At 73.7% G+C, this 23,685-nt stretch carries 18 protein-coding genes; 11 read left to right on the top strand and 7 right to left on the bottom strand.

Translation table 11 applies throughout. The annotated features are described in order from the left end of the window. Positions 1–18: 18 nt before the first annotated feature. The 3 genes from ACFVVX_RS28260 to ACFVVX_RS28250 all read right to left on the bottom strand — a co-directional run bounded on the left by ACFVVX_RS28260 (position 19) and on the right by ACFVVX_RS28250 (position 4,371). Positions 19–801 (bottom strand): SDR family NAD(P)-dependent oxidoreductase, encoded by a 783-nt coding sequence (locus ACFVVX_RS28260; protein ID WP_387949541.1) that lies wholly within the window; start codon positions 799–801, stop codon positions 19–21. A gap of 208 nt (positions 802–1,009) precedes the next feature. Beyond that, positions 1,010–3,289 carry a helix-hairpin-helix domain-containing protein gene (locus ACFVVX_RS28255; RefSeq protein ID WP_387949539.1) on the bottom strand — a complete coding sequence of 760 codons (2,280 nt, stop codon included), beginning with the start codon at positions 3,287–3,289 and terminating at the stop codon, positions 1,010–1,012. 101 nt (positions 3,290–3,390) lie between these two features. After that, a complete protein-coding gene (locus tag ACFVVX_RS28250) occupies positions 3,391–4,371 on the bottom strand; it encodes an aldo/keto reductase (protein WP_387949537.1) in 981 nt (326 codons plus the stop codon). A gap of 292 nt (positions 4,372–4,663) precedes the next feature. Between ACFVVX_RS28250 and ACFVVX_RS28245 the strand changes: the two genes are divergently transcribed. Continuing rightward, entirely contained in the window at positions 4,664–5,710 is a 1,047-nt protein-coding gene (locus tag ACFVVX_RS28245; protein ID WP_387949535.1) for an LLM class F420-dependent oxidoreductase, read from the top strand. A 93-nt stretch (positions 5,711–5,803) separates the two neighbouring features. Here the strand turns inward: ACFVVX_RS28245 and ACFVVX_RS28240 are convergent, their stop codons facing one another. Beyond that, the gene (locus ACFVVX_RS28240) at positions 5,804–6,796 is read right to left on the bottom strand and encodes a magnesium and cobalt transport protein CorA (RefSeq protein WP_387949533.1); all 993 of its coding nucleotides are present in this window, start codon (positions 6,794–6,796) and stop codon (positions 5,804–5,806) included. Positions 6,797–6,966: 170 nt separating this feature from the next. On the opposite strand from ACFVVX_RS28240, the gene ACFVVX_RS28235 reads away from it, so the two are divergent. The 6 genes from ACFVVX_RS28235 (at position 6,967) to mshC (ending at position 12,986) form a co-directional block, all read left to right on the top strand. Next, positions 6,967–7,665 (top strand): histidine phosphatase family protein, encoded by a 699-nt coding sequence (locus ACFVVX_RS28235; RefSeq protein ID WP_387949531.1) that lies wholly within the window; start codon positions 6,967–6,969, stop codon positions 7,663–7,665. Positions 7,666–8,005: 340 nt separating this feature from the next. Further along, positions 8,006–8,584 (top strand): DUF3090 family protein, encoded by a 579-nt coding sequence (locus ACFVVX_RS28230; RefSeq protein ID WP_387949529.1) that lies wholly within the window; start codon positions 8,006–8,008, stop codon positions 8,582–8,584. Further along, positions 8,554–9,426 carry an SCO1664 family protein gene (locus ACFVVX_RS28225; RefSeq protein WP_387949527.1) on the top strand — a complete coding sequence of 291 codons (873 nt, stop codon included), beginning with the start codon at positions 8,554–8,556 and terminating at the stop codon, positions 9,424–9,426. The genes ACFVVX_RS28230 and ACFVVX_RS28225 overlap by 31 nt, the downstream gene beginning before the upstream one ends. A 178-nt stretch (positions 9,427–9,604) precedes the next feature. After that, a complete protein-coding gene (locus tag ACFVVX_RS28220) occupies positions 9,605–10,513 on the top strand; it encodes a helix-turn-helix domain-containing protein (RefSeq protein WP_387949525.1) in 909 nt (302 codons plus the stop codon). A 130-nt stretch (positions 10,514–10,643) separates the two neighbouring features. Continuing rightward, positions 10,644–11,525 (top strand): carbohydrate-binding protein, encoded by an 882-nt coding sequence (locus ACFVVX_RS28215; RefSeq protein ID WP_387949523.1) that lies wholly within the window; start codon positions 10,644–10,646, stop codon positions 11,523–11,525. A 231-nt stretch (positions 11,526–11,756) separates the two neighbouring features. After that, complete coding sequence (mshC, locus tag ACFVVX_RS28210) at positions 11,757–12,986, top strand: cysteine--1-D-myo-inosityl 2-amino-2-deoxy-alpha-D-glucopyranoside ligase (protein ID WP_387949522.1); 1,230 nt, start codon at positions 11,757–11,759, stop codon at positions 12,984–12,986. Positions 12,987–13,294: 308 nt separating this feature from the next. Here the strand turns inward: mshC and ACFVVX_RS28205 are convergent, their stop codons facing one another. Then, on the bottom strand, positions 13,295–14,245 hold the full coding sequence (locus ACFVVX_RS28205) for a PAC2 family protein (protein WP_387949520.1): 951 nt from the start codon (positions 14,243–14,245) through the stop codon (positions 13,295–13,297). Between the two features lie 260 nt (positions 14,246–14,505). Beyond that, positions 14,506–15,333, bottom strand: a complete 828-nt coding sequence (locus tag ACFVVX_RS28200) for an SGNH/GDSL hydrolase family protein (RefSeq protein ID WP_387949518.1) — start codon at positions 15,331–15,333, stop codon at positions 14,506–14,508. Positions 15,334–15,493: 160 nt separating this feature from the next. Here ACFVVX_RS28200 and ACFVVX_RS28195 point away from each other — a divergent pair, with 160 nt between their 5' ends. Then, the gene (locus ACFVVX_RS28195; protein ID WP_387949516.1) at positions 15,494–16,006 is read left to right on the top strand and encodes an SRPBCC domain-containing protein; all 513 of its coding nucleotides are present in this window, start codon (positions 15,494–15,496) and stop codon (positions 16,004–16,006) included. A 45-nt stretch (positions 16,007–16,051) separates the two neighbouring features. Here ACFVVX_RS28195 and ACFVVX_RS28190 read toward each other — a convergent pair whose 3' ends face one another. Further along, entirely contained in the window at positions 16,052–17,077 is a 1,026-nt protein-coding gene (locus ACFVVX_RS28190; protein WP_387949514.1) for a hypothetical protein, read from the bottom strand. 207 nt (positions 17,078–17,284) lie between these two features. Between ACFVVX_RS28190 and metH the strand changes: the two genes are divergently transcribed. The 3 genes from metH (at position 17,285) to ACFVVX_RS28175 (ending at position 23,612) form a co-directional block, all read left to right on the top strand. Beyond that, complete coding sequence (gene metH, locus ACFVVX_RS28185) at positions 17,285–20,791, top strand: methionine synthase (RefSeq protein WP_387949512.1); 3,507 nt, start codon at positions 17,285–17,287, stop codon at positions 20,789–20,791. Between the two features lie 146 nt (positions 20,792–20,937). After that, positions 20,938–21,642 (top strand): HAD family hydrolase, encoded by a 705-nt coding sequence (locus ACFVVX_RS28180; RefSeq protein WP_387949511.1) that lies wholly within the window; start codon positions 20,938–20,940, stop codon positions 21,640–21,642. A 356-nt stretch (positions 21,643–21,998) separates the two neighbouring features. Then, complete coding sequence (locus ACFVVX_RS28175; RefSeq protein ID WP_387949509.1) at positions 21,999–23,612, top strand: ABC transporter substrate-binding protein; 1,614 nt, start codon at positions 21,999–22,001, stop codon at positions 23,610–23,612. Positions 23,613–23,685 lie beyond the last annotated feature (73 nt).

Genomic DNA, 23,685 nt, shown 5'->3' with positions numbered 1-23,685 from the left:
GCGGCGGGGCCGTGGCGGTCAGAGCTGGCGCAGTGCGCCGCCGTCGACGGCCCACTCGGCGCCGGTCACCTGGCCGGCGAGCGGCGAGACCAGGTAGGCGATCACCCGGGCGACGTCCTCGGGCGTGCCGAGGCGGGCGCTCGGCAGACGCCGGACCTCGTGGACGAAGTGGTCGATCGCCGCCTCGACCGGCAGGCCGAAGGAGTCGGCGAGCTGCTCGGCGAACCCGCCGGGCGCGTCCCAGAGCCGGGTCCGGGTCGGGCCGGGCGAGACCACGGTGGAGCGGACTCCCCGCGGGCCGAACTCGACCGCGAGCGACTTGGAGAGCGAGAGCAGCGCGGTCTTGGCCGCCGCGTAGTCCACCAGCGGGCTGTCCGGCAGCCGGGCCGCCTCGCTGGCGACGTGCACCAGGGCGCCGCCGCCGCGCAGCAGGGCGGGCAGCGCGGCCCGGCTCATCCGCACCGCGGAGTGGAAGTTGAGGTCGAAGGTGGCCAGCCACTGCTCGTCGGTGACCTCCAGGAAACCGGCCCGGGCGTCCAGCCCGCCGACGTTGTTGACCAGGGCGTCGAGCCGGCCGTGTTCGGCCAGCACCTGCTCGACGATGCGGGCGGCCGCGCCGGGCTCGGTGACGTCGGCGGCCACCGCCCGCACCCGCGCCCCGAGCTCCTCGACGCCGTCGGGCTTGCGGGCCACCCCGACCACGGTGGCCCCTTCGGCGGCCAGCAGGCGCACGGTGGCCTCGCCGATCCCGGCGGAGGCACCGGTGACGACGACCACTCTGTCGGTGAGCTGAAGATCCATCGGACGGTACTCCTCGGTTCGCTGGGATGTGCTTCCACCTGTGCTTCCACCCTCCGCTGAACTGCTGGTATTCGTCCAAGGCATGGTTTCTACCGGTGCCATGACGGCTGTTTATGGCAGGGGCGCCCGGGACCCGGGCAGGGCATGCGAAACGGGCGGTCCCCCGGAATCGGGGGACCGCCCGTGGGCGTGGCGCCGCGGTGCGGGGTCAGTACGCCTGGACGGCGTTCTCCGCGAGGATGGCGCGCAGGCGGGTGGTGCGGGGCCGGGCCGGCCGCTCGGTGACGGCCTGGAGCAGGGCCGGACCGGCCGCGTGGACCACCGAGAGGTGGCGCTCGCCGCGGCCGAACGCGGTGTAGACCCACTGCCGGGTGAGCGCGGTGCCCGCGTCCTCCGGCAGGACGACGACCGTGCCGGGCCAGCGGCGGCCGACCGCCTGGTGGACGGTCAGCGCCCAGCCGTGCCGCAGGCGTCCGGCCTCGGCGGGCGGGACGGTACGGCGGGAGCCGTCGGCGTACTCCAGGTGCAGGCCGGTGGCGTCGCCGTCGACCACCCGGGCGGGGCGGGTGACACCGGGCGCGGGGGAGTCGACCACCCGGTCGCCCGGGTCGAAGCCGCCGAAGCGGCCGGGGCCGGGGTTGAGCCGGGCCTTCGCCGCGGCGTTGAGCGCCCGGGTGCCGGCGCCGCCGCCGTGGCCGGGGGTGAGCAGGACCACCTGCTCGGCGGGGATGCCGAGCGCGCGCGGGATGGAGTCGGTGAGCAGCTGGATGGCGCGGTGGACGGCCTCGCCGGCGTCCTTGGCGGTCAGGATGACCACCTCCTTGTCCGGTGCCTCGACCGGCTGGAGCTCGCCGATGCCGACGCCGGAGACCAGCTCGCCGATCGGACCGAAGTCCGGGGTGCGGGAGGCCACCGAAGGGCAGACCTTGGCAGCCAGCAGGTCGGCGAAGAACCGCCCGGGACCGGCCGACCACAGCTGGCCCGGATCGCCGCTGAGGACCAGGCGGGTGCCGTCGGCGAGGGACTCCAGGAGGGTCGCGGCCAGCTCGACGTCGAGCAGCGGGGCGTCCAGGACGACCAGGAGGTCGAGGGCCAGCGTCCCGTCGGGGGAGCGGCCGGGGCCGTCGGACCCGGTCAGCAGGCTGGTGAGCGTGGCGATCCGGAGGGCCGGCGCGTCGTCGGGGGCGGCCTCGGCGGCCAGCGCGGCGAAGGCGTCCCGGCCCTGGTCGGTCCAGGTGGCGGCCCAGGTGCGCAGCCCGAGGGCGGCGGCGGCCCGCAGCAGCGCGGCGGGCTCGGCCCGGGCGGCCTCGCCGCCGGTGTGGGTGACCAGCGCACTGTCGGCGACCGCCCGGATCAGGGCGGCCGCGGAGGAGGAGGGGGCGGCCGAGGCGGCGGCCTCCCAGGCGGCCGGGCCGGGAACGACGGGGTCGGCGGTCTCGCCGAGCTCCTCGGACTCCCGGCCGTCACCGCCATCGGCGTCACCGGCCTCGGAAGTCTCGGCGTTCTCGGCATCTTCGGCGGCCTCGGGCTCTTCGTCGTCCTCGACGTCCTCCGGGTCCTCGCCCGCGAGGAAGGTGGACATCAGTCGGACCAGACCGTCCGCCAGGCTCTCCTCCGCCAGCGCCAGCCGCTCCAGTGCGAGCAGGGTCCGGGTCGGGGGCTCGTCGTCCTCGTCGTCGGACCCGGCCTTCGCCTCGGCGCCGGTGAGCTCCTCCTGGAAGGGCATCGCGCGGCCGTCGACCATCGCCGCCTGCAGGGCGGCCGCCGAGTCCGGCAGGCCGAGGCGGTCGAGCCCGGCCGCCACCTCGCCGATCTCCATGGCGGAGTGCCCGCGCAGCGCGGCCTGCTCCAGCACCCACGGCACCAGCGCCTGGGCCCGGCGAGGGTCGCCCGGGCCCGCGGCGGGGCCGAGCAGCCCGCGGGCGAAGCCGTCCGCGTGCTCGGGGTGGACGCCGGGCAGGGAGAGGACCGCCCAGGGGTCGGCGCGCAGCTGTTCGGCGGCGCCGTCGCCGAACTCGGCCACGGCGGCGGCCGCGAGGTCGGTCGGTGCGCCGCCGGCGGCCAGCACCTCGGCGGTGTCGCGCAGGGCCTGCGCCCGCTGCTCGTCGGTCTCGGCGCGGACCGGCCGGGCGGCCTCGGTGGAGGCGACGGGCCCGGCGGCCCCGGAGGCCGCAGCCGCGGCCTCGCCCGGTTGCTGCCCGACCGCGCGGACCGCCTCCGCCAGCGCCGCGATGGCCGCCGCCTTGTCACCCGCGCCGGTCACGCCGCCCCCGGGCGCACTGCCCTGCGGCGTACCGGCCCCGAGCGCACCGGCCTCCGACCCGCCGGCCTGCGGCGTACCGGCCTCCGGGGCGTCGCCCTCGGGCGCACCCGTGCCGATCACGCCGTCCTCCGGCGGGCCGTCCGCTGCCGCCGCCTCCACCGCCGAGCCGTCCGCCACCGAGACGTCCGCCGTACCGCCCGGAGCGTCGTTCTCCGTGTTGCCCATCGTCCGCTCCAAAGGTCACTCCACAGCCGGGCACCGGTACCGCGGGCGCGAGCGCGCGGCGGGTGCGGTCAAACGTCGTTCGTCACCGGGTGGCCCGAGCCCTAGAGCTCGCTCCACCCCTGGTCCGGGTACCGGTGCACCGGCGACGAGATGTCATCGAGCGCACCGCGGATCTCACCCGGAAGCGTAAGCGCCTCCACTGACAGCGCCGCCTGCAGCTGTGTCAGGGTCCGCGCCCCGACCAGCGCGGCGGCGACACCGGGCCGGTCCCGGACCCAGGCGAGCGCCACCGCGAGCGGGCTGCTGGCCAGACCGTCGGCGGCGGTGGCGACGGCGTCCACGATCCGCCGCGAGCGCTCCCCGAGGTAGGGCTGGACGAAGCCGGAGAGGTAGGGCGAGGCGCCGCGCGAGTCCTGCGGGACGCCGTGCCGGTACTTGCCGGTGAGCACGCCCCGCCCGAGCGGTGAGGCGGCGAGCAGCCCGATCCCGCCGTCCTGCGCGGCGGGCAGCGCCTCGCGCTCGATGCCGCGCTGGAGCAGCGAGTACTCCAGCTGCACGCCGGCCAGCGGCACCCGCCCGTGGTGGGCGTGCTGCCAGGTGGCGGCCTTGGCGAGCTGCCAGCCGCTGTAGTCGCAGACGCCGACGTAGCGGGCGCGCCCGGAGGCGACGGCGATGTCCAGGGCGCTCAGAGTCTCCTCGACGGGCGTCGTCGGGTCGAAGGCGTGCACCTGCCACAGGTCGACGTAGTCGGTGCCGAGCCGGCGCAGCGAGGCGTCCAGGGCGGCGAGCAGGTGGCCGCGCGAACCGTCGAAGCGCCGGCCGGACTCCGGAACGCTGCCCGCCTTGGTGGCGATGACGAGTTCGGAGCGCGGGATCAGGTTGTCGGTGAGCCGGGAGAGCAGGTACTCGGCGCCGCCGTCCGCGTAGACGTCGGCGGTGTCGACCAGGTTGCCGCCGGCGTCGACGAACTCCTTGAGCAGGTCGGCCGCCTCGTGCTCGTCGGTGTCGCGGCCCCAGGTCATGGTGCCGAGGCCGAGCCGGGAGACCTGCAGCCCGGTACGGCCGAGGTGACGCTTTTCCATCGGGCGGGCCCTCCAGTGGCCGATAACGTCGACAACGCCGGTACCGTCCGTCACACCGGTGGCGCCCGGACGTCGGCAACGCCGGTGAACCCGGCAAACGCGCAGGTGGGAAGAGGCTCCCCCACGTCGGCTGAGCGTAGCGGCCGGGGTCCGGACAGGTGCGCAGACCCGCAGGGCGGCCACCGTGCGCCCGGCTCGCCGGAATGTGACCCGGCACACCCCTACCGGCCAGTAGCATGACGGCCGGACGCGCGGTTACCCTCGCGATCAACCGGACTGGAAGGCAGGGCACATGCGACTCGGCATCAACCTCGGCTACTGGGGACTCGGCATGGACGCCGACAACATCGCGGTGGCCCAGGAGGCCGACCGACTGGGCTACTCGGTCTGCTGGGCGGCCGAGGCGTACGGCTCGGACGCGGCGACCGTGCTGTCGTACGTCGCCGCCAAGACCGAGCGGATCGACGTCGGTTCGGCGATCTTCCAGATCCCGGCCCGCACCCCGGCGATGACCGCGATGACGGCCGCCACCCTGGACACCCTCTCCGGCGGGCGGTTCCGGCTCGGCCTCGGCGTCTCCGGCCCGCAGGTCTCCGAGGGCTGGTACGGCGTGAAGTTCGACAAGCCGCTCGCCCGCACCCGCGAGTACGTGGAGATCATCCGCAAGGCGATGTCCCGCGAGCGCCTGGTCCACCAGGGCGCCAACTGGACGCTGCCGCTGCCCGGCGGGCCCGGCAAGCCGATCAAGCTCACCGTGCACCCGGTGCGCGAGCACATTCCGCTGTACATCGCGGCGATCGGCCCGAAGAACCTGGAGCAGACCGGCGAGATCGCCGACGGCTGGCTCGGCATCTTCTTCTCCCCCGAGCACGCCGCGCTCTCGATCGACCCGCTGCGGGCCGGCCGCACCAAGGCCGGGCAGACCCTGGAGGGCTTCGACCTCTGCCCGACCGTCACCATCGCGGTCGGCGAGGACATCAAGGCCGGCGCCGACGCCCAGCGCTCCTACGCCGCGCTCTACATCGGCGGCATGGGCAGCAAGGACAAGAACTTCTACAACCAGCTCACCCGGCGGATGGGCTACGAGCAGGCGGCGGACGAGATCCAGGAGAAGTACCTCGCCAAGGACTACGCGGGCGCCGCGGCCGCCGTCCCGCACGACCTGATCGACGCCACCTCGCTGATCGGCGACACCGCCCGGATCGCCGACCGGATGCAGGCCTACGCCGATGCGGGCGTCACCACGCTCACCCTGGCCCCGGCCGGGTTCAGCCTGGAGGAGCGGGTGCAGGCGCTGCGCACCGGCGTCGAGGCCCTGGAGCGCGCCGGGCTGGCCTAAGAGGGTCTGAGGGCCTGAGTGCCTGATCGCGAGGGCCGGCGGGCCGGCGGGCTGGCGGGTCGGTGGGCGCACGGCTCACGGACCCGCCGGCCGTCACAGCCAGCCGTGCCGCTTGAACACCCGGTGCAGGACGGCGCAGACCAGCACCATCAGCCCCACCGCGGCCGGGTAGCCCCAGGGCTGGTGCAGCTCGGGCATGTGCTCGAAGTTCATGCCGTACACGCCCGCGATCATCGTCGGGACGGCCGCCAGCGCCGCCCACGCCGAGATCTTCCGCATGTCGTTGTTCTGCTGCACGCTGACCTGCGCCAGGTTGGCGCTGAGGATGTCGGACAGCAGCCGGTCCATGCCCTCCACCTGGTCGTTGGCCCGCGCCAGGTGGTCGGCGACGTCCCGCAGGTAGGGCAGCGCCTCGGGGCGGACGAACGGCACGCCGCCGCGCTCCAGGCGCAGCATCGGCTCGACCAGCGGGCCGGTGGCCCGGCGGACCGCGACCAGCTGGCGCTTGTAGCCGTAGATCCGGCCCGCGGTGTCCCGGCCGACCCGGCCGGGGGCGAAGACGTCGGCCTCCAGCTCGTCCAGGTCCGCCTGGAGGGCGGTGGCCACGTCGAGGTAGCCGTCCACCACCGTGTCGCAGACCGAGTGCAGCACCGCGCTCGGCCCGTACCGCAGGACGTCCGGCTGCTGCTCCAGCTCCGCCCGCAGCTCGCCGAGCGGGCTGTCGGCGCCGTGGCGGACCGTCATGACGTAGCCGTCCCCGACGAAGATCATCACCTCGCCGGTGGTCACCGCGTGCCCGCCGGGGTGGTAGCCCACGGTCTTGAGCGCGACGAACAGCGAGTCCTGGTACGCCTCCACCTTGGGCCGCTGGTGGGCGCCGACGGCGTCCTCGACGGCCAGCGGGTGCAGCGAGAACTCCGTGCTGACCAGGTCCAGTTCCTCGGCCGTGGGCTCGAACAGGCCTATCCAGACGAAGCTGCCGTCGCCGGCCGCCCGCGCGGCGGCCAGGGCGTCCGAGTAGTCCTCGGGCCCTTCGATGCGGCGGCCGGCACGGTAGAGGGCGCAATGCACGATCATGCGGGCCATTGTGGCCGCTCGCGACGGACATCGGCGCCATCTCCACCGGAAGCGCACACCCGCGGGCCACCCCCGCAGGCCACGCCCCAGCGCACCCCGCAGCACCTCCGCAGCGGGCCCGCAGCGCACCCGCGACCGCCGCGGCACCCGGCCGCGGGCGTTGTCGTACGCTAGGCCCCATGCCCACCCTGCTGCTCGTCCGCCACGGCCGCTCCACCGCGAACACCGCCGGAATCCTGGCCGGTTGGACGCCCGGGGTGGACCTCGACGACACCGGGCGAGCCCAGGCCGAGGCACTGGCCGGCCGGCTCGCCGGGATCCCGCTGGCGCAGGCCGTCAGCAGCCCGCTGGAACGCTGTCGGCAGACTCTGGAGCCGCTGCTCGCCGCCCGGCCCGAGCTGGGCGGGCCCGCCCAGGACGACCGCCTCGGCGAGTGCCACTACGGCGAGTGGACCGGCCGCCCGCTCGCCGAGCTGGCCGGGGAACCGCTCTGGCGCACCGTCCAGGACCACGCGGCGGCGGCCGTCTTCCCCGGCGGGGAGTCGCTGCGCGAGCTGAGCCACCGCACGGTGGACGCGGTGCGCGAGTGGAACGGGAAGATCGCCGCCGAGCACGGCGAGGACGCGGTCTGGATCGCCTGCTCGCACGGCGACGTGATCAAGGCCGTGGTGGCCGACGCGCTCGGCCTGCACCTGGACCACTTCCAGCGGATCAACGTCGACCCCTGCTCGGTCACCGCGATCCGCTACACCCCCCAGCGGCCCTTCGTGCTGAGAATGGGCGACACCGGCGACCTCTCCTCGCTGGCACCCAGGCCCGGCGGCGGGGGCGCCCCGGCGGGCGACGCGGTGGTCGGCGGCGCCACCGGCACGGCCTGAGCCGGCCGCCCCGGCCGACGGCCCACGTCGACCGCCTCACCCCGACCGCCCGGCGTCAACCCGCCCGCGTCAACCGCCCCGCGCCGACCGCCCGGTCGATCGCCGGGCCCGCCCGGCTCGGGCCGGTTCGGTCGCCCGGCCGCCCGAACACCCCGGCCTCCGGTCCGTGCGGCAAGCCGCCCGCCGCAGGTCACCCGCCCGTAACGGGCGCGGCGCCCCGGGCCCGGCCCGGAAGTCGTAGGGTGACTAACGAGCCCGCGCAGGGGCCCAGCCCGTCACGTCCAGTCCAGCCACGGCGTCGGAAGACGTCGGAACGATCGAAACGATCCGGAGCGAGAGCGTGCCCCGTCAGGTCTTCTTCTACGACCAGCCCGAACGGTTCGTGGCCGGTACCGTCGGCCAACCCGGCGCCCGGGCGTTCTACCTGCAGGCCAGCGCCCGGGGCCGGATCACCAGTGTGCTGCTGGAGAAGACCCAGGTCGCCGCGCTGGCCGAGCGGATAGAGGAGGTCCTCGACGAGGCCCTGCGGCGCAGCGGCGGCGACGCCGCGATCCCCGCCGCCGCCCCGGTCGACCTGCTCGACACCGCCCCGCTCGACCTGCCGCTGGAACAGGAGTTCCGGGTCGGGACCATGGCGCTGGCCTGGGACAGCGTCGACGCCTGCCTGGTGGTCGAGGCCCAGGCGGTGATCGAGGAGGAGGAAGCGGAAGAGGACGAGGCCGCCGCCGAGGCCGTCTTCGAGGACGACGAGAACGGCCCCGACATGCTCCGGGTACGGCTCTCCGGCGCGATGGCCCGGGTGTTCGCCAAGCGGGCGCTCGACCTGGTCGCGGCCGGCCGCAAGCCCTGCCCGTTCTGCAACCTGCCGCTCGACCCGGAGGGCCACCTGTGCCCGCGCGCGAACGGTTACCGGCGCTGAACACCGACACCCCTCCCCAGGCCGACCCGGTGGCCGGCGCAGCCCTGGCGGCCGACGTGCCGACCGCGCTGAGCCTGCTGCGCGAGGGCGAACTCACCGTCCACGGGCGGCTCACCGACGCCTCCAACGCCGCGCTGTACTGCAGCATCAGCGCGGACGGGCGGTCCGCGCAGGCCGTCTACAAGCCGGTGGCCGGCGAACGCCCGCTCTGGGACTTCCCCGACGGCACGCTGGCCGGCCGGGAGGTCGCCGCCTACGAGGTCGCCGCCGCCACCGGGTGGGCGCTGATCCCGCCCACCGTGCTGCGCGACGGCCCGCACGGGCCCGGCATGGTGCAGCTCTGGGTCGAACCCGACCCGGGCGCCGACCCGCTGCTCGCCCTCCAGGACCCGGCCGGTCCGGAGGCCGGCTGGCTGCCGATCGTCCGCGCCGACGTCGGCGGCGGGCGCACCGCGCTGCTGGTCCACCCCGACGACCGGCGGCTGCGCCGGCTCGCCGTCCTGGACGCCGTCCTCAACAACGCCGACCGCAAGGGCGGCCACCTGATCGCGGCCGCCGACGGCCGGATCTACGGCATCGACCACGGGGTCACCTTCAACACCGAGGGCAAGCTGCGGACCCTGCTCTGGGGCTGGGCCGGTGAGCCGCTTCCCGCCGAGGCGCTGGAGGTGCTGGCCGACCTGGCCGGGCAGCTGGACGGCGCGCTCGGCGAGCGGCTGGCCCCGCACCTGACCGCGGCCGAACTCGCCGCCGCCCGCGCCCGGATCGCCGAGCTGCGCGGCACCGGCCGCCACCCGCTGCCGTCCGAGGAGTGGCCCGCCATCCCCTGGCCGCCGATCTAGGGCCCGCCTTCAAGGCGGCTCCGCAGCCCGGTTCGGGGCCCGGTCCCGTGCCGGGGCGTGCATTGGTCTGGACCGGTGCGGTGGACGGGTCGCACACTGCTCCGATGAACGAGCGACGGACGACCCCGGACCGGGCCCGGACCACCCCCGCCCCGGCCATCCCACCCCGGACCGCGCCGTGAACGCCGCCCGCGCACTGGACCTGCCGCTGCACCGCTTACAGGTCCCGCTGCCGCACCTGCTGCCGTTCGCGATCGGCACCTTCGACACCATCGGCCCGCTCTCCCGGGCCGGCTTCCCCCACCGGCACTCCTTCTACGAGATCGTCCTGGTCACCGGCGGCCGCGGCGCCCACGTCGTGGACCTGGTGCACCGGCCGCTGCAGCCACCCCAGTTGTGCGTCATCACCCCCGGTCAGGTGCACTACTGGGACGACGCGGACGACCTGGCCGGGCACGTCGTCCTGTTCAACGAGGACTTCCTGCTCTCCAACCCCCGGGACCTCGTCTCGCTGCGCACCCTGGCCGCCCGGCCCGGACTGCGGCTCGGCGAGCAGGCCGCCCCGATCATCGCGCTGCTGGCGGACATGGAGCACGAGTTCCGCTCCCGCCCGGCCGGCTACCCGGGTGTGCTCCGGGCCCTACTGCACGTCCTGATCGTCCGCGCGCTGCGCGCCCGCGCACCCGAGGAGGGCGCCGCCGCGCCCGGCCGTCCGGCCGAACTGGCCGCCGCCTTCACCAGGTTGATCGCCGAACCGGGCGGGGTGCGGCGCTCGGTCGGCTCCTGCGCCCAGGAGTTGGGGGTCTCGCCCGGCTATCTGCACACCCTGGTCAAGCAGTCCACCGGCCGCACCCCCGGCCGGCTGATCCGCCAGCAGCAGACCCTGGAGGCCAAACGACTGCTCGCCTGCACCGAACTGACGGTCCGACAGATATCCCGGGAGACCGGCTTCGACGACCCGGCGTACTTCTGCCGGTTCTTTCGCAGGGAGACCGGCATGACGCCGGGGGAGTTCCGTGCCCGGGTCGGAGGAAATCACCACGATCCCCGGATCGGGTCCATCGCGGCCGCGCCGGACGGCCCGTAGGTTTCCTACTGGCCGCCGGTGGCCGCCCGCTGCGGAGGGCGGCCACCGGCCCGGTCCTTGTCATGCCCCCACCATGACAAGGGCCGACCCCCGCTTTCCCCCACGTCTCTCTCAGCGAAGGAGTCGGCGCATGCCCGCACCCGAAGAGCCCGCGACCGGGCCGGAGGGCCTGATCGACCGCCGGATCAGCCGCAAGACCGTCCTGAAGGCCGCCGCCGTCCTCGGCACCGCCCCGCTGCTGATCGGCGGCGGCGTGGCCCTCGCCCGCGACCGGGTCGGCACCGGCGAGGCGCCCGGTCTGACCCCCGCCTGCCACGACGACGACGATCCGACCATCGAACAGACCGAGGGCCCCTACTTCAAGCCGAACTCCCCGCTGCGCACCTCCCTGGTGACGGCGAACACCCCCGGCACCCGGCTCACCGTCAGCGGCTACGTCTTCGGCCGGGCCTGCCTGCCGATCGCGAACGCCCTGCTGGACTTCTGGCAGGCCGACGTCAACGGCGCCTACGACAACGTCGGCTTCACCTTCCGCGGCCACCAGTTCACCAACGCGCAGGGTGCGTTCACCCTCTCCACGATCGTCCCCGGCCTCTACCCGGGCCGCACCCGGCACATCCACGTGAAGGTCCAGGCCCCGGGCCGCCCGGTCCTCACCACCCAGCTGTACTTCCCCGGGGAGCCGCGCAACAGCACCGACACCATCTACGACGCACGGCTGCTGATGAACGTCCGCCAGGTCGGCTCGGCGAAGGAGGGCACCTACGACTTCGTCCTGAACGTGCCGCAGACCCCCACCACGCCGCCCACCAGCCCGAGCCCCACCACGCCGACCACCCCGCCCACCACGCCCCCGACCACCCCGCCCGGCGGCAGCTGGGCCGCGGGCACGCTCTACAACGCGGGCGACCGGGTCACCTACGCCGGCGCCTCCTACCGGTGCCTCCAGGCACACACCGCCATCACCGGCTGGGAGCCGCCGAACGTGCCGGCCCTCTGGCAGCGCGTCTAGGTCCTGACCTAGCGGCTCCGCGCGCACCCCGAGGGCCGGGCGCCCGGCCGGCGGCAGGGCCGGCCGGGCGCTCATCCGCGCATCCGACGCACCGTCGACTTATTCCCCGAAGAACGTCCGAAAGCAGTCAATGGCTGGTCCTTATCAGTAAGGAACCGCTCGGACAACGAATCCAGTCGATCTTGTGCACTGGTTAGGCTTTCAAATGTTCGCAAGGTTAAAGTCAGTTCCATGCATGCCTGGCCCGCCTCCGAGGTTCCCGCCCTGCCTGGTCAGGGGCTCCCCCTTCGTATCCACGACACCGCAGCGGGGTGTATCCGTGAGGTCGTGCCGCAGGACGGCACCGCCCGGATCTACGTCTGCGGCATCACTCCCTACGACGCGACCCACATGGGCCACGCCGCCACCTACAACGCGTTCGACCTGGTGCAGCGGGTGTGGAAGGACGCCGGCCACGACGTCCTCTACGTCCAGAACGTCACCGACGTGGACGACCCGCTGCTGGAGCGCGCCGTCGCCACCGGCCAGGACTGGACGGCGCTCGCCGAGCGCGAGACCGCGCTGTTCCGCGAGGACATGACCGCCCTGCGGCTGCTCCCGCCGGCCCACTACATCGGCGCCGTCGAGTCGATCCCGTGGATCGTCCCGCTGGTCCAGAAGCTGCTGGAGAGCGGCGCCGCGTACCGCGTCGACGGCGACATCTACTTCTCCGTCGAGTCGGACCCGCACTTCGGCGAGGTCTCCGGCCTCACGACCGACGCCATGCGGCCGGTCTTCGCCGAGCGCGGCGGCGACCCGGACCGCCCGGGCAAGCGCCACCCGCTGGACGCCCTGCTCTGGCTCGCGGCCCGCCCCGGCGAGCCCGCCTGGGACACCGAGCTCGGCCACGGCCGCCCCGGCTGGCACATCGAGTGCGTGGCGATCGCCCTGAAGTACCTCGGCATGTCCTTCGACATCCAGGGCGGCGGCAGCGACCTCTCCTTCCCGCACCACGAGATGGGCGCCGCCCACGCCCAGGTCGCCACCGGCGACCGCCCGTACGCCAAGGCCTACGTGCACGCCGGCATGGTCGGCCTGGACGGGCACAAGATGTCCAAGTCGCGCGGCAACCTGGTGTTCGTCTCCGCGCTGCGCCGCGAGGGCGTCGACCCGGCCGCGATCCGCCTCGCGCTGCTCTCGCACCACTACCGCGAGGACTGGGAGTGGACCAAGGGCACCCTGGACGAGGCCCTGGAGCGCCTCGCCCGCTGGCGTGCCGCCGTGTCCCGGCCGGACGGCCCGTCGGCCGAGGGACTGCTCGCCGAGGTCCGCGAGGCACTCGCGCACGACCTGGACGCGCCCGCCGCGCTGGCCGCGGTCGACCGCTGGGCCGACCGGCAGGAGTCCGCGGGCGGCACGGACATCGGCGCGCCGGGCCTGGTCTCGCGCACCGTGGACGCACTGCTCGGCGTCGCGCTCTAGTGCTGCGTCAGGCAACTTTTGCCCGTCAAGGAGCGGCGTCCGGTGCGTGCTATCGGCGTGCCGGCCGGAAGCCCTCGTACTGGACGTACTTGGGCTTTCGGCCGGTGCGGCGAGAGTGCGTGCCGGGCGTCGCGACGGGGCGAAGGTTGCCTGACGCGGCACTAGGTCCTGACGGACCGGGCCGGACGGCCCGCAGCACGTCGAAGACAGCACACCGAAGGGGTGCCGGGAGACTTCTCCCGGCACCCCTTCGACGTGCGTGCCTGCCCGCCGCCGGCCCGCCCGGTCACCCGGCGGCCGGTCGCGGATCAGTCGTCCGCGTCGCCCTCCTGGGCCTCCCGGGCGCCGGGCGCCTCGGGCTCGCTGGGCCGCTCCGCCGTGGCGTGACCGGCGACCGGCTTCTCGCCCGTCGGGCCGACGTTCTCCCGGCGGCGCAGGTAGCGCTCGAACTCCCGGGCGATCGCGTCGCCCGAGGCCTCCGGCAGCTCGGCGGTGTCCTGTGCCTCCTCCAGCTGCTGCACGTACTCGGCCACCTCGCTGTCCTCGGCGGCGAGCTGGTCCACGCCCAGCTGCCAGGCCCGGGCGTCCTCGCCCAGCTCGCCCGGCGGGATGCGCAGGTCCAGCAAGTCCTCCAGCTTGTTGATCAGCGCCAGGGTGGCCTTGGGGTTCGGCGGCTGCGCGACGTAGTGCGGCACCGCCGCCCAGAGCGTCACGGCCGGCACCCCGGCGTGCGTGCAGGCCTCCTGGAGCACGCCGACGATCCCGGTCGGGCCCTCGTAGCGGCTCTCCTCCAGGTCCAGCCGCTGGGCCAGGTCGGGGTCGGAGGTGACCCCGCTGACCGGCACCGGGCGGCTGTGCGGGGTGTCGCCGAGCAGCGCGCCCAGGATCACCACCAGCTCGATGCCCAGCTCGTGCGCGAAGCCGAGCAGCTCGTTGCAGAACGAGCGCCAGCGCATGCTGGGCTCGATGCCGCGCACCAGCACGACGTCCCGGGTCTTGGGCTCCGTGACCCGGATCACCGAGAGCCGGGTGGTCGGCCAGGTGATCCGGCGGATTCCGCCGTCCAGCCAGACCGTCGGCCGGTTGACCTGGAAGTCGTAGTAGTCCTCCGCGTCCAGGGCGGCGAACACCTTGCCGCTCCAGGTGTCGTCCAGATGCGCCACGGCCGCGGAGGCGGCGTCGCCGGCATCGTTCCAGCCCTCGAAGGCGCAGACCATCACCGGGTCGATCAACTCGGGAACATCTTCCAGCTCGATCACCCAGCGTCTCCCTCCGGTCGGCGGTCGTCCGTGCCAGGCCCCGGGCGGGCTGCCGGGGCTTCGGCGGGACGGCTGCCGACTGTCGAACCTCTCGTCACCCATGGAACGCCTCGCTCCATGGTCCCTACCTGCCCAGCCTACGGGCTTTGATGCGCACCTCGGCCGGGCACCGGGACAGTCTGGGGGAGCGGGGCGCCGGGATCCAGCGGTTATCCGCGGGCCGCCGAGGGCGCCCCGCCGGGCCTGGTCCCGGGCGCCACCTAGCGCGGGCCGGCGGCCGCGGTGACGGCCGGGAGGTAGCCGAGGGACTGGCCGTCGGCGGTGGGGTGGAAGGACTCCCAGAGCCGGGGGAGGACGATGCCGGTGATCCACTCCCGGCCCGCCGGGGCGCACACCTCGTGGCCCTCGAACGCGGTCCGGACGTCGGCGAACGCGAAGCCGCGGGTCTCGGCCTGACGGCGGACGAGCTCGTCCAGCTCGTCGGTGAGCGCGTTGAACCGCTGCCGGCGCGGGTCGGTGCCGATCAGGCAGGTGGTGCCGGTCCGCAGCAGGTGCGGGTAGCCGGTGACGACGACCCGGGCAGCCGGGGCGGCGGCCCGGACGCCGTCGTAGAGCTCCGCGAGCCGGTCCGGGAGCTCCTCGCGCAGCCGCCGCTCGGCCTCGTCCAGGGTGCGGTCGCAGCGGCTCTCGGTGGTCAGCGGCTGGAGGCAGTCGCCGGCGGCCTGGGCGAAGCCGAGGTCGTTGCCGCCGGCGGTGAGGGTCACCAGTCCGGTGTCCGCCGCCACCCGGGGCAGCTGGTCGCGCCGCACGTCGGCGGTGGTGGCGCCGCTGCACGCGGCGGCCAGGAAGGCGGTGGCGCCGTGGTCGGCGGCCCAGAGCGCCGGGTAGGCGTTGGCGCTGCGGTGGCAGTCGCCGCCGTCCTGCTCGTAGCCGCCGGCCCCGGCCCCGGCGGCGTAGGAGTCGCCGAGGGCGGCGTACCGGGGCGGGGCGTCCAGTGCGGAGGTGTCCACCGCGCGGGCGGGGCCGGCGGCGGTGAGGGCGAGCAGGGGGGTGGCGGCCAGGGCGGCCAGGAGGCGGTGGCGCTGCACGGCGGTACTCCGGGGGTTCCGGCGGCCGGGCGCGGTCCGCCTCGGCCCATCGGGCACGGATCGTAGCGGAACGGGCACGCACAGTCGCTGTCGTGCCCGCGTGGCGGGGCGGCGCGATGATGGAGTCGGGGCCGGACGGCGGGTGTGAGGAGCCGGGCGGATGAGCAGATGGCTGTGGATCGGCGCGGGTGCGGTGGTGGCGGTCGGCGCCGGGGCGGCGGTGGCCGCGGCGGCGGCCGGCCGGCGGCTGCCGGTGGAGCACGTCACCGAAGGCGGGCTCGACCTGGCGCAGCCGCCGGGCGCGGTCTGGGACGTGCTGACGGACATCGACCTGTACCCGGCGTGGCGCCCGGGCCTGTCCCAGGTGGAGCGGCTGCCCGCGGCCGGCGGCCGGGTCCGCTGGCGCGAGTACGACCGGCACGGGCACACCACGTACGAGGTGGTGGAGAGCGAGGCGCCGCACCGGCTGGTGACCGGCATCGCGGACCAGGACCTGCCCTACGGCGGCACCTGGACGTACACCCTCACCCCGGCCGGCGAGGGCTGCACCCTGACCGTCACCGAGCGCGGCGAGGTCTACCGCCCGGTGTACCGCGCGGTCTCGCACTACGTGCTGGGCGAGGACAGCTCCGTCCACCGCTACCTGGGCGCGCTGGCCCACCGGCTGGCGTAGGCCGGCCCCGGCGGGGCGCGTCCGGGCAGGCCCGGCGGCCCGGGTTCAGCGCACCCAGCCGCGCCGGTAGTCGGCCCAGTTCTCCTCGGTGGCGGCGAAGTCCACGTACAGCCCGACGCCGAAGTTGCGCCGCTGGAGGTCGTGGCGGCCCAGGCCGAGGCGGATGCCCCGGATGGCGGCGTCCACCGTCTCCGCCTTGCCCCAGTGCCCCCACTTGTCCTCCCAGTAGAACGGCAGGCCCATCAGCAGGTCCACGTCCTTCGGGGTGGCCTCCAGCGCCAGCTCGGTCTGCAGGGCGTTGTACCCGCCGTACAGCGAGGCCGTCGGCATGCTGGAGTCGTACGTCATCACCGCGATCTGGTCGACCCGGCGGGCGGTCTCGGCGAAGTAGGCCTGGTCCCACCACTTGCCGTGGTCGGTGAGCAGGATGCCGGCCGAGTGCAGCCCGGGCAGCGGGTCGATCTGCGGGGCGGCCACCGAGAGCGGTGCGCCGCGCGCGGACGTCACCTCGCGCACCTGGTCCAGCAGCGCCAGCCAGCCGGCCGAGCCCGGGCGGATCGGCTCCATGTCGAAGTGCACCCCGTCGAAGCCGAGGTCCAGGACGGACCGCGCGGAGGCGGTGACCCGGTCCCGGGTGGCCGCGTCCTCCAGGTCCAGGGCGTCCTTCTCCGGCTTCACCTCGTCGCCGAGCCAGCTCTGCACCCGGATGCCGGGCAGCGCCCGGTGCACGGCGTCGGTGAACCAGCGGGCCCGCGGGTGGACGGCCTCGGGCAGCGAGCCGTCGTGCTCCAGCGGGCCGGTGTGCACGTACAGGTCGTGGATGCCGGTGCCGGCGAGCCGGGCGGCGAGGGCGGTGAGGTCGGCGTCACCCTTTCGGCCGTCCACCCAGGCGTGGCCCAGCCAGACCGCGTCCCGGCCCCTGGTCCGGGCCTCGGGGGACGGCTCCCCGACGTACTGCAGCCGCAGTGCCAGGGCCGCCGTGCCCGGCGGCGCGAGCAGGACGGCCGGGAGCAGCAGGCCCACGGCCAGGGCCCGCTGCCACCGCGACCACCCCCGCCACCGCAGGCGCACGGCCCGAAACGGCGCCCCCAGCGCCGTTCGAACCCGACGGGCATGTGTCCGGAACCTGGCCATCGTGTTGCTCCCCCTTTGCGGCCGAGCGCTCAGGATACGAAATGCTCCAACGGCTCACGCCGTGGGCCGGATACCCTGGCCACGTGCGGCCCCGAGTCAGCGGGGTCGCAAAGCCGACAGCCGTCGCACCCAGGGAGAAGCCCCATGGCCACTGCAGCCGACCCGTCCACCATCCAGCAGATCCGCGCGAACGCGTTGCGCGAGGCACTCGCCACCCGCGTGGTCGTGGCCGACGGGGCGATGGGCACCATGCTCCAAGCCCAGGATCCGAGTCTGGAGGACTTCCAGAACCTGGAGGGCTGCAACGAGGTCCTGAACGTCACCCGGCCCGACATCGTCCGCTCCGTCCACGAGGCCTACTTCGGTGTGGGCGTGGACTGCGTGGAGACCAACACCTTCGGCGCCAACTTCTCGGCCCTCGGCGAGTACGACATCGCCGAGCGGATCTTCGAGCTGTCCGAGTCCGGCGCCCGGATCGCCCGCGAGGTCGCCGACGCGCACGCCGCCGACGGCCGGACCCGCTGGGTGCTCGGCTCGATCGGCCCCGGCACCAAGCTGCCCACCCTCGGCCACGCGCCGTACGAGGTGCTGCGCGACGGCTTCCAGCTGAACGCGGCCGGCCTGATCGCGGGCGGCGCGGACGCGCTGCTGGTGGAGACCAGCCAGGACCTGCTGCAGACCAAGGCCGCCATCCTCGGCTCGAAGCGCGCGCTCGCCGAGGCCGGCCTCGACCTGCCGGTGCTGGTGCAGGTGACCGTGGAGACCACCGGCACCATGCTGCTGGGCTCGGAGATCGGCGCCGCGCTGACGGCCCTGGAGCCGCTGGGCATCGACTACATCGGCCTGAACTGCGCCACCGGCCCGGCCGAGATGAGCGAGCACCTGCGCTACCTGGCCAAGAACGCGAAGATCGGCCTGTCCTGCATGCCGAACGCCGGTCTGCCGGTGCTGGGCAAGGACGGCGCGCACTACCCGCTGTCCCCGGAGGAGCTGGCCGAGGCGCACGACACCTTCACCCGCGAGTACGGCCTGTCGCTGGTCGGCGGCTGCTGCGGCACCACCCCCGAGCACCTGCGCCAGGTGGTCGAGCGGGTCCAGGGCCGGCCGGTCGTCGTCCGCACCCCGCAGCCGGACCCGTCCGCGGCCTCGCTCTACCAGGCGGTGCCGTTCCGCCAGGACACCTCGTACCTGGCGATCGGCGAGCGCACCAACGCCAACGGCTCGAAGAAGTTCCGCGACTCGATGCTGGCGGGGGACTGGCAGGCCTGCGTGGAGATCGCCCGCGACCAGATCCGGGACGGCTCCCACCTGCTGGACCTCTGCGTCGACTACGTGGGCCGCGACGGCGTCGCCGACATGAAGGAGATCGCCGGCCGGCTGGCCACCGCCTCCACCCTGCCGATCGTGCTGGACTCCACCGAGCCGGACGTGCTGCGCGCGGGCCTGGAGTCGCTCGGCGGCCGCGCGCTGCTGAACTCGGTGAACTACGAGGACGGCGACGGCCCGGACACCCGCTTCGGGCGGATCGCCTCGCTGGCCCGCGAGCACGGCGCCGGCCTGATCGCCCTGACCATCGACGAGGAGGGCCAGGCCCGCACCGCGGACACGAAGGTCGCGATCGCCGAGCGGCTGATCGCCCAGCTCACCACCGAGTACGGCATCGACGAGGGCTCCATCCTGGTCGACTGCCTGGCCTTCACCCTGGGCACCGGGCAGGAGGAGTCCCGCCGGGACGGCATCGAGACCATCGAGGCGATCCGGGAGCTCAAGCGCCGCCACCCGGACGTGCAGACCACCCTGGGCCTGTCCAACATCTCCTTCGGCCTCAGCCCGGCCGCCCGCATGGTGATCAACTCGGTCTTCCTGAACGAGTGCGTGGAGGCCGGCCTGGACTCCGCGATCGTGCACGCCTCGAAGATCCTGCCGATGGCCCGGATCCCCGAGGACCAGCGGGAGGTCGCGCTCGACCTGGTCTACGACCGCCGGGCCGAGGGGTACGACCCGCTGCAGAAGCTGCTCCAGCTGTTCGAGGGCGTCTCCTCGACCTCGATGCGGGCCTCCAAGGCCGAGGAGCTGGCGGCGCTGCCGCTGGAGGAGCGCCTGCAGCGCCGGATCATCGACGGCGAGCGCAACGGCCTGGAGGCCGACCTGGACGAGGCGCTGGTCGAGCGCCCCGCGCTGGAGATCGTCAACAGCACGCTGCTGGCCGGCATGAAGGTGGTCGGCGAGCTGTTCGGCTCCGGCCAGATGCAGCTGCCGTTCGTGCTGCAGTCCGCCGAGGTGATGAAGACCGCGGTGGCCCACCTGGAGCCGCACATGGAGAAGTCCGACGACGAGGGCAAGGGCACCATCGTGCTGGCCACCGTCAAGGGCGACGTCCACGACATCGGCAAGAACCTGGTCGACATCATCCTGTCCAACAACGGCTACAACGTGGTCAACCTGGGCATCAAGCAGCCGGTCTCGGCGATCCTGGACGCCGCGCAGGAGCACCGCGCGGACGTGATCGGGATGTCCGGCCTGCTGGTGAAGTCCACCGTGATCATGAAGGAGAACCTGGAGGAGCTGAACCAGCGCAAGCTGGCGGCCGACTACCCGGTGATCCTCGGCGGCGCGGCGCTCACCCGGGCCTACGTCGAGCAGGACCTGCACGAGATCTACGAGGGCGAGGTCCGCTACGCCCGGGACGCCTTCGAGGGCCTGCGGCTGATGGACGCGCTGATCGCGGTCAAGCGCGGGGTGCCCGGCGCCAGCCTGCCGGAGCTCAAGCAGCGCCGGCACGCCCGGGTTGAGGTCGAGGAGCCGGAGGAGGTCAACCTCGGCCAGGTCCGCTCCGACGTCTCGGTGGACAACACGGTGCCGGCCCCGCCGTTCTGGGGCGACCGGATCGTCAAGGGCGTGCCGTTCGCGGACTACGCCTCCTGGCTCGACGAGGACGCGCTCTTCAAGGGCCAGTGGGGCCTCAAGGCGGCGCGCACCGGCGACGGGCCCTCGTACGAGGAGCTGGTGGAGACCGAGGGCCGGCCGCGGCTGCGGATGTGGCTGGACCGGCTGCAGACCGAGGGCTGGCTGGAGGCGGCCGTGGTCTACGGCTACTACCCGGCGAACTCCAAGGGCGACGACCTGGTCGTCTACAACGAGGACGGCTCCGAGCGCACCCGGTTCACCTTCCCGCGCCAGCGGCGCGGGCGCCGGCTCTGCCTGGCGGACTTCTTCCGCCCGGAGGAGTCGGGCGTCAAGGACGTGGTGGGCCTGCAGGTGGTCACCATGGGCAACCGGATCTCCGAGGCGGCCAACGAGCTGTTCGCCAACAACTCCTACCGCGACTACCTGGAGCTGCACGGCCTCTCGGTGCAGCTCGCCGAGGCGCTGGCCGAGTTCTGGCACGCCCGGGTCCGCTTCGAGCTGGGCTTCTCCGGCGAGGACCCGCAGGACGTCAAGGACATGTTCGCGCTGAAGTACCGGGGCGCCCGGTTCTCGCTCGGCTACGGGGCCTGCCCGGAGCTGGAGGACCGCGCGAAGATCGCCGAGCTGCTGAGGCCGGAGCGGATCGGCGTGGTGCTCTCCGAGGAGTTCCAGCTGCACCCCGAGCAGTCCACCGACGCGATCGTGATCCACCACCCGGAGGCCAAGTACTTCAACGCGCGGTAGCCCCCGCGTCGCGTACCGTTCGCCCTTTCCGGGCGGTCGGGGCGTATCCTGGATCATCCTGAACGGGCCGGTCCGCTCACCAGCGGGCCGGCCTGTGCCATCCCCAGGGCCCTGCGGCCCGGGGCACGGACGGAAGGACTCCCCCCATGACCACCATCTCCACCGCCACGCGCACCCTCGACCAGGGCGACGGCCGGGGCCTCCAGGCGGTGCTGCTGGACATGGACGGGACACTGGTGGACACCGAGGAGTTCTGGTGGCAGGCCGAGGCCTCGCTCTTCGCCGAGCTGGGCTACGCGCTGGACGAGAAGGACCGGGTCCACGTGGTCGGCGGCCCGATGAGCCGGGTGCTCGACTACCTGATCGGCGCCACCGGGGTGGACATCGCGCCGGCCGATCTGACGGTGCTGATCAACCAGCGCTTCGTGGACCTGCTGGCGGGCGGCGTGCCGCTCATGCCGGGCGCCGAGCGGCTGCTCAACACCCTTGCCGCGCACGGGATCCCGGCCGCCCTGGTGTCGGCCTCGCACCGGCACGTGATCGACATCGTGCTGGAGTCGCTGGGCTCGCGGCACTTCGCGTTCTCGGTCGCGGGGGACGAGGTGCCGCGGACCAAGCCGCACCCGGACCCGTACCTGGAGGCGGTGCGTCGGCTCGGCGCCGAACCGGCCCGCTGCGTGGTGGTGGAGGACGCGCCGACCGGGGTGCGCTCGGCCGAGGCGGCCGGCTGCCCGGTGATCGCGGTGCCCTCGGTGGCGGCGATCGAGCCGGCCCCCGGACGGCTGGTGCTGTCCTCGCTGGAGCAGGTCGATCTTGAACTGCTGCGCTCGCTGGTCGCCTCGCGCGTGTGATTATCGTCTCATTGCGGCGGCATCCTACTCGCCGGTAAGCGGTCGGAACCAGCCGCATTCCGGGGTCGTCCCGGGAGAAAACGGGCATTGCCTGACAACTCGTCGGATCGCCGCCGCGGATCCGTCCCCTCGTGTCCCAACTGTCACCTGTACGCGTACCGGTGCCGCGTGTTCGATATGGCACGCTACTCCAGTTCGTTCCCCACCCCCCGAGCCCTGCCACCGCCACTGACGGCCAACCCCGTCCGTCCGCGGTCGCACGGCCCGGCCCGCGCGCGCCCTCCGCAACCCCGGAGGCGGACCCCACCGCGGGCCGACCGGCCCCCTGCCGGACCGCACCCAGAAGGACGCGACGCGTGAAGAACTCAGCTGAACGACTGGCAGTGCTCGGCTGTGCCGGCCTGGTCGCCGTCTCCGTGGCCGGCTGCGGCTCGGTCACGGACGCCGTCAAGGGGGACGGCGACAAGGCGATCACCATGGGCACCACCTCGCTCACCAGCGTGCTGGACCCGGCCGGCGCCTACGACGCGGGCTCCTGGCTGCTGCTGCGCAACACCTTCCAGTCGCTGCTGACCTTCCCCGCGGCCTCCAGCTCGCCGAGCCCCGACGCCGCGCAGTCCTGCGAGTTCACCGCCGGCGACGCCACGCTCTACCACTGCACGCTGCGCGCCGGCCTGAAGTTCTCCAACGGCCACCCGCTGACCGCCGCCGACGTGGTGTTCTCCATCGAGCGCAGCAAGAAGATCAAGGACGAGAACGGCCCCTCCGGCCTGCTCGACTCGATCAAGTCCGTCGAGGCCAAGGGCGACACCGAGGTGGTCTTCCACCTCTCGCAGCCCGACGCGGTGCTCCCCGCCAAGCTGGCCGGCCCGGCCGGTGCCATCGTCGACCACCAGGTCTTCCCCGCCGACAAGCTGCTGGCCAACGACCAGCTGGTCGGCTCCGGCCCGTACAAGATCGACTCGGTCGACACCATCACGGCCGGCAGCGGCGCCAAGATCCCGGGCAAGGTCGTCCTCACGCCCAACGACAAGTACACCGGCGACGCCAAGCTGCGGAACAAGAAGTTCACGCTCCGCTACTTCGACAAGGCCGTCGAACTGAAGGCCGCGCTCGACAAGGGCGACGTCGACCTCACCGACAACAGCCTGGAACCCAACACGGCCGCCCAGATCCGCTCCGACCAGCAGGGCGGCAAGACCGACCTGCAGGTCGTCGAGGGCGACAGCAACGACACCCGCTCCCTGGTCTTCAACACCAAGGACGCCACCGGCGGCAACCTCGCCGTCCGGCAGGCCGCGGCCCAGCTGATCGACCGCAAGGCGCTCGCCCGCGACGTCTTCGCGCGCACCGTCCAGCCGCTGTACTCGATGGTCCCGGCCGGCGTCATCGGCCACAACACCGCCTTCTTCGACAAGTACGGCGACCAGGACGTCAACAAGGCCAAGGCGATCCTGACCGCCGCGAAGGTCCCGCTGCCGGTCAAGCTGAACCTCACCTGGTCCCGCTCGCGCGCCGAGGGCGCTGAGTCCGACGCCCTGAAGAAGCAGCTGGAGGCCGGCGGCCTCTTCCAGGTCACGGTCCAGCAGGAGGCGGACTGGGACACCTTCAAGAAGGGCTGGACCGAGAGCAAGTACCAGGCGTACATCATCGGCTGGTTCGCCGACTACCCCGACGCCGACAACTACGTGGCGCCGCTGATCGTCGAGGGCGGCTCGTACCACCACGGCTGGGACGACCCCCGGATCAGCCAGAAGCTCGTGCCCGAGAGCCTCAAGCAGGCCGACCGCGGCGCCGCCGCCGCGACCTTCAACCAGATCCAGGCCATCGTCGCCGAGAACGCGCCGCTGATCCCGCTGTTCCAGAACAAGGCCTTCTTCGTCTCCCGCTCCAACATCACCGGAGTGGAGTCGACCGTCGACACCACCGGCGTCTTCCGCTTCTGGGAGATCAGCCGGGTCGGCAAGTAGCTCGGTGAACTGAGCCGCCCTCAGCACGGTGGCCCGTCCGCTCCCCCCAGGGTGCAAGGGGAGCGGACGGGCC

This window comes from Kitasatospora sp. NPDC058170, from assembly GCF_042883905.1.
Classification (GTDB): Bacteria; Actinomycetota; Actinomycetes; order Streptomycetales; family Streptomycetaceae; genus Kitasatospora.
This window is presented reverse-complemented; position numbering and strand designations above follow the sequence as displayed.

Coding starts and splice junctions, on each gene's coding strand:
- ACFVVX_RS28260 (WP_387949541.1), bottom strand. CDS start 801: ATGGATCTTCAGCTCACCGACAGAGTGGTCGTCGTCACCGGTGCCTCC.
- ACFVVX_RS28255 (WP_387949539.1), bottom strand. CDS start 3,289: ATGGGCAACACGGAGAACGACGCTCCGGGCGGTACGGCGGACGTCTCG.
- ACFVVX_RS28250 (WP_387949537.1), bottom strand. CDS start 4,371: ATGGAAAAGCGTCACCTCGGCCGTACCGGGCTGCAGGTCTCCCGGCTC.
- ACFVVX_RS28245 (WP_387949535.1), top strand. CDS start 4,664: ATGCGACTCGGCATCAACCTCGGCTACTGGGGACTCGGCATGGACGCC.
- ACFVVX_RS28240 (WP_387949533.1), bottom strand. CDS start 6,796: ATGGCCCGCATGATCGTGCATTGCGCCCTCTACCGTGCCGGCCGCCGC.
- ACFVVX_RS28235 (WP_387949531.1), top strand. CDS start 6,967: ATGCCCACCCTGCTGCTCGTCCGCCACGGCCGCTCCACCGCGAACACC.
- ACFVVX_RS28215 (WP_387949523.1), top strand. CDS start 10,644: ATGCCCGCACCCGAAGAGCCCGCGACCGGGCCGGAGGGCCTGATCGAC.
- mshC (WP_387949522.1), top strand. CDS start 11,757: ATGCATGCCTGGCCCGCCTCCGAGGTTCCCGCCCTGCCTGGTCAGGGG.
- ACFVVX_RS28195 (WP_387949516.1), top strand. CDS start 15,494: ATGAGCAGATGGCTGTGGATCGGCGCGGGTGCGGTGGTGGCGGTCGGC.
- metH (WP_387949512.1), top strand. CDS start 17,285: ATGGCCACTGCAGCCGACCCGTCCACCATCCAGCAGATCCGCGCGAAC.
- ACFVVX_RS28180 (WP_387949511.1), top strand. CDS start 20,938: ATGACCACCATCTCCACCGCCACGCGCACCCTCGACCAGGGCGACGGC.